4 protein-coding genes are annotated in these 3,952 nt (G+C 66.3%); 1 reads left to right on the forward strand and 3 read right to left on the reverse strand.

Annotation, left to right across the window (positions count from 1 at the left end; translation table 11 throughout):
• Together AC1DT2_RS17180 and AC1DT2_RS17185 are read right to left on the reverse strand one after the other, a co-directional pair.
• Positions 1-1,171: serine hydrolase domain-containing protein (locus AC1DT2_RS17180; RefSeq protein WP_477297675.1), on the reverse strand; the 1,171-nt coding region annotated here is incomplete at its 3' end.
• A 67-nt stretch (positions 1,172-1,238) separates the two neighbouring features.
• A complete protein-coding gene (locus AC1DT2_RS17185) occupies positions 1,239-2,141 on the reverse strand; it encodes a DMT family transporter (protein WP_477297676.1) in 903 nt (300 codons plus the stop codon).
• A gap of 99 nt (positions 2,142-2,240) precedes the next feature.
• Here AC1DT2_RS17185 and AC1DT2_RS17190 point away from each other — a divergent pair, with 99 nt between their 5' ends.
• Complete coding sequence (locus AC1DT2_RS17190) at positions 2,241-3,119, forward strand: LysR substrate-binding domain-containing protein (RefSeq protein WP_477297677.1); 879 nt, start codon at positions 2,241-2,243, stop codon at positions 3,117-3,119.
• Positions 3,120-3,129: 10 nt separating this feature from the next.
• On the opposite strand, the gene AC1DT2_RS17195 is transcribed toward AC1DT2_RS17190, so the two are convergent.
• Positions 3,130-3,952, reverse strand: an 823-nt coding sequence (locus AC1DT2_RS17195) for an ABC transporter ATP-binding protein (RefSeq protein WP_477297678.1), incomplete at its 5' end; no start/stop codon positions are given.

A 3,952-nucleotide genomic window follows, 5' to 3' on the forward strand; every position in this document is an offset into this window, starting at 1 on the left:
CTGCCTGGAAGGCTGCACCGGATTCCTGGTTGGTCAGCACCACGATACCCAGCTTGAGGTCGGGCACCATGGTGACGCGCGAGACCATGCCCGGCCAGCCGCCCGTATGCCAGACAAGCTTGTGCCCGCGGTAGTCGGAGACGAACCAGCCTTCACCGTAGCCGGAGAAGTTGGGCTTCGCCGCCTTGAGCTCCGGCACGCTGGGCTCGGCGATGCGAATGGGCGTGAGCAGCGACCACATCTCCTTCTGACGCGCCTCGCTGAAGAGGTGCTGCTCCTTGCCGGCGCCATCCTTGTAGACGCCGCCGTCGAGCTGCATCGTCATCCACTTGGAGAGGTCGTGCACGCTGGAGTAGATGCCACCGGCCGCCTGATTGTTGTTCCACGACATCGGCTCGACCGGCTTCAGATCCTTGAAATCGAACTTGGCGTGACCGGTGGCGATGTCGTCACCGGCACCGATGTGCTCGGGCGCATGCGTCTGCGATTCGGTCATGCCCAGCGGGGTGAAAATGCGCTGGGTGATGAAGTCGGCCCAGGGCTTACCCGACACCTGCTCGATCACCAGCCCGGCGACGGCAAAAAGAATATTGTCGTAGGCGTACTCGGCACGGAAGCTGTTGGTCAGGGGTACGTAGCGAAGACGCTGCACCACTTCCTGGGTCGTATACGTGGTGGCCGGCCAGTAGAGCAGGTCGCCGGCGCCCAGGCTGAGGCCGCTGCGATGCGCGAGCAAATCGCGGATGCGCATCTCGCGTGTCACGTAGGGATCGGACATCTGGAACCAGGGCAGCCTGTCGACCACGCGGTCGTTCATGTCCAGCTTCTTTTCGTCGGCAAGGATCGCCAGCGACGCCGCGGTAAACGCCTTGGTGTTCGAAGCAATGGCGAACTGCGTATGCGCGTCCACCTTGGCCGGATCACCGAGCTTGCGCACGCCCGAACCCATCTCCAGGACGATCTTGCCGTCCTTGACGATGGCGACAGCAATACCCGGAACGTCGAACTGCTTGCGCGTGGCGTCGACATAGGCGTCGAAGTCGGCGAGGTCCATCGGTCGCGCGACGGCGCCCGCGGCGACCGGCGCGATGGGCGCCTCCTGTGCATGCGCGGCTAGCGCAAAGGCAAAGCTGGTGACGCCAAAAGCGAGGAGATAGCGAAGACGCGGCATGGAAGGTCCCGGCAGAAAGAACGTGCCGGGACTATTTCATGCCGCGACGATCCGCGAAAGGGCTCTCTCAGGCCTTGCTTTTCTGGCTGAAGAGCACGCTGCCGAGGATGATCGCACCGGCCAGGGCCATCGTCGGCGTGAGGGCCTCGCCCAGGAACATCCAGGCCCAGGCCACGCCGAACAGCGGGACGAGGTAGGTCGAGGTCGCCGCGCGCGGTGCGCCGATGCGCTGGATCAGGCGGAAGTAGAAGGCGTACGCCAGACCCGTCGAGAGCACGCCGAGGGCGACAACCGCGACCCACGACTTGGTGGGAATCGGTGCATCCGGCCAGGTCAGTGCAGCCAGCGGGGCCATGAGGATGGTCGCGCCGAGCAGGCATCCGGCAGCCACGGCGGTGGGCGGAAGGTCGGACAGGTACCGCTTGATCAGGTTGGCGGCGAGGCCGTAGCAGAACGAGGCGGCGGCGCCGGCGAGCGCGGCAGGTGCGACGTTCTCACCCGCCGTACGGCCGCTGGCGAGGATCACGACACCGACGAAGCCGGCGACCAGGGCGATGGCCTTGCGGGTACCGATCTTCTCCCCGAAGCCGATGAAGGCGACCAGGGCGGCGAAGAGCACCGTCATGCTATTGGCGATGGCGCCGATGCCGGCCGGTGCGCGCTCGGCACCCCAGGCGAACAGGGTGAACGGGATCGCCGCGCTCAGGGCGCCAAGTAGCAGCATTTTCCACAGGTGCGACAGGCGAACGGCCTTGCGGGCCTTCCACAACAACGGCAGCAGGATCACCGAGCCGAAAAGCAGGCGCGTGGCGACCATGGGGAACGGGCCGAAGTCTTTCGCGGCCACGCGCATGAAAAGGAACGAACCGCCCCAGATGGCGCCCAAAGACACAAGCTCGACTGGTGTGCGCCAGTCGCGTTCGGTGACCGGACCCAGGGAATCAGCGGGAGGATTGATGGCGGTCGACATATGAACCTCGCTTGTGGCTAGTCCCTATTTTCGCTGGAATGGCGCGCCGGACAAGCGCATTCTTTGCAAGCCAGCCTCTCATTTGATTCAGCCCTCCCCATGCGATCCGCTCTCCTGCCCGCTCTCGCCGCCTTCGCTTCCGCCGCCCGACACCAGAATTTCGCTCATGCGGCCGAGGAGTTACACCTCACCTCCAGCGCGGTGAGTCACCACGTGCGCAAGCTCGAGACCGCGCTGGGCGTGAGTCTGTTCCAACGGCATGCCCGTGGCGTGGCCCTTACGCCGGAGGGCCGGCTCCTCGCCGATGCAGCCGGCTCGGCGCTTGCCGAAGTCGAGGCCGTGCTCGACAGCCTGCGCCAGCACCGGCGTGACAACGGACTGCGTCTGAGCGTCTTGCCGTCACTGGCGGCGAACTGGCTGACGCCGAGGCTCCGACGCTTCGTCGAGGCACACCCCACCGTGCGCCTGTCCATCGACACCGACCGCTCCCTCGTCCGCTTCGACGAAGGAGGCCCCGACCTGGGCATCCGCTACGGTCTGGGCCAGTGGCCCGGCCTGACCGCTCGCTTCCTGATGGACGATTCGCTGCAGCCGCTGGCTTCGCCGGAACTGGCGGCAGGCATCACTTCGCCGGAGGATGTCTCCTCCCTGCCCCTGCTGACCGACATCGCACCGGAAGGCTGGCGCGAGTGGTTCAAGGCGGCCGGCGTGCGCTACCCGCGCGGGGGGACGATGCACACGCTCAGCGATTCGGCCGATGGCCTCAATGCGGCGGCATCGGGTCTCGGCGCCGTGCTCGCGCGCACGCGGCTGGCGTCGGCCCACCTTGCCGACGGGCGACTCGTGCGCTTACCGGGACCGGAGCTGCCGACGCGCTATGCGTATTACCTCGTGCACTCCGCCCACCGGCCGCCGACGGCGGCGGCACTGGCTTTCATTGCATGGGCCGAGCGCGAGACGCTCGAGCCCCGGGTCTAGCGCAAAGCCATCAGGTGACGCCGACAAAGCCGCCGGTCTGGTGAGCCCACAGCCGCGCATACAGACCACCGCGGGCAATCAGTTCCGCATGCGTGCCGGTCTCGACGATGGCGCCGTGTTCCATGACCACCAGGCGATCCATGCGGGCGATGGTCGACAGGCGATGCGCGATGGCGATCACCGTCTTGCCCTGCATCAAGGTTTCAAGACTTTCCTGGATGGCGGCCTCGGCTTCGGAATCCAGCGCCGAGGTCGCCTCGTCGAGCACGAGGATCGGCGCATCCTTCAGCAGCACCCGCGCGATGGCGATGCGCTGGCGCTGTCCACCGGACAGCTTGACCCCGCGCTCGCCGGCGTGGGCGTCGTACCCGGTGCGGCCTTCGCCATCCGACAACAGCGGCACGAACTCATCCGCGCGCGCCTTGCGCACGGCTTCAAACATTTCCGCTTCCGTTGCATCCGGACGACCATAGAGCAGGTTGTCGCGRATCGAGCGGTGCAGCAGCGAGGTRTCCTGGGTSACCAYGCCGATSTKCGMGCGCAGSGATTCCTGCKKGACWTTGGCGATGTCCTGGCCGTCGATGAGGATGTGGCCGTCTTCCAGATCGTAGAGGCGCAGCATCACGTTCATCAGCGTGGACTTGCCGGCGCCCGAAGGGCCCACCAGACCAATCTTCTCGCCCGCGCGAACGATGAGGTCCAGCCCACCGATGACGCCGCCAGCCTTGCCGTAATGGAAGTGGATATCGTCGAAGCGCACTTCGCCCCTGGTCACCACGAGCGGCTTCGCGTCGTCGCGGTCGACGACGGTCCGCTCCTGCGCCAGCGTAGTG

The sequence above is a fragment of the Luteibacter sp. P4_E6 genome (assembly GCF_056401535.1).

Bases quoted from the DNA above. Each gene is read 5' to 3' on its own strand.
- AC1DT2_RS17185 (WP_477297676.1), bottom strand. From the start codon at position 2,141: ATGTCGACCGCCATCAATCCTCCCGCTGATTCCCTGGGTCCGGTCACC.
- AC1DT2_RS17190 (WP_477297677.1), top strand. From the start codon at position 2,241: ATGCGATCCGCTCTCCTGCCCGCTCTCGCCGCCTTCGCTTCCGCCGCC.